The organism is Prevotella sp. P3-122, assembly GCF_002251365.1.
Lineage (GTDB): Bacteria > Bacteroidota > Bacteroidia > Bacteroidales > Bacteroidaceae > Prevotella.
Window position 1 is genome coordinate 1 of sequence record NZ_NPJH01000075.1, and the last position, 1,190, is coordinate 1,190.

Annotated in this window: 2 protein-coding genes; both read left to right on the top strand. The window is 45.8% G+C overall.

Features of this window, described 5'->3' with window-relative positions; all coding sequences use genetic code 11:
* The coding region (locus CIL02_RS11285) for a hypothetical protein (RefSeq protein WP_141210218.1) at positions 1–344 on the top strand (344 nt) is incomplete at its 5' end.
* A partial coding sequence (locus CIL02_RS11290) for a transposase (RefSeq protein WP_170935080.1) occupies positions 310–1,190 on the top strand: 881 nt, incomplete at its 3' end. The genes CIL02_RS11285 and CIL02_RS11290, both read left to right, overlap by 35 nt.

Sequence of the window (1,190 nt, forward strand, 5' to 3'; positions counted from 1 at the left end):
TACTCGAACGCTTTGTGATAGTTAAAATTGAAACAGACGAGCGTGATATCGATGCCATGTCCATGACGATTCATTTGGATGAACGTATGAATACGGCGTATCAAGAGAGTGAAGACTATGAGTCACTTGGGTTTATGGATGCCGTTTCTGTCACCGACTTCCCGATCAGAGACCACAAGGTAGTGTTAAAATTACGACGTCGTAGATGGAAGAACAAGCAAACAGGAGAGAGCTTTGTGGAACGAATCAGCGTAACAGAGAAAGGGACCCGCTACTCAAAAGAGTTTGCGGCTTTTTTAAAAGAGACGTATGGAGACATCCCCGGTGACCTGCCGTACGCTTGAGGAGTTTTATCACATAGACGGGCATTTGTTTGAGAAGCAATACAAAGAGTCATTAAGTGGCTTTCGCAGCTGGGAGCAATTGGACCATGCAGAAGAATGGTTGCTGTTTGCCGATAACATAGGTCCTCGTTTGGCTATTGACGAATCGTCGCTATCCAACGGAGAGTTGTATACCTTCATAACAAACAGAGACGCCCGTACACGAGAACAGAGTCTGGTCGCCGTTGTTGCCGGGACAAGGTCAGAAGACATCATAGCCGTCTTAAAATTGATTGACGAGGACAAGCGCAACCAAGTGGAGGAGGTTACGCTTGACTTGTCGGATTCAATGCGTAGAATTGTACGCACAGCGTTCCCAAGAGCAAGTCGCGTCATAGACAGATTCCACATACAGAAACTAGCCTGCGATGCCGTACAGGAACTTCGTATCAAGCACCGTTGGGATGCTATACAACAGTGCAATGACGAAATGGAAGAAGCTAAACTTTCGGGCAAGCCGTATGAGCCTTTTCGTTATTCCAATGGCGACACAAGAAAAGAACTGCTTATAAGGTCACGCTATCTGCTCTTTAAGTCAGCAGACAAATGGTCTCCGACACAAAAAGAGAGAGCGGCCATTCTCTTTGACAATTATCCTGATATTAAGACCGCTTACGGCTTGTGCCATTCGTTGCGGATGATCTTCTCCAAGAATACGATTAAAGACGCTGCAAGGCTTTCTATGGCTCGATGGTACAACAAGGTTGAGGAGGCGGGACTGCACTCGTTCAACGTTATTGCCGCTACCTTCTACGAACATTATGATGAGATCCTTAACTTTTACAACAATCGTTCTTCAAACGCATT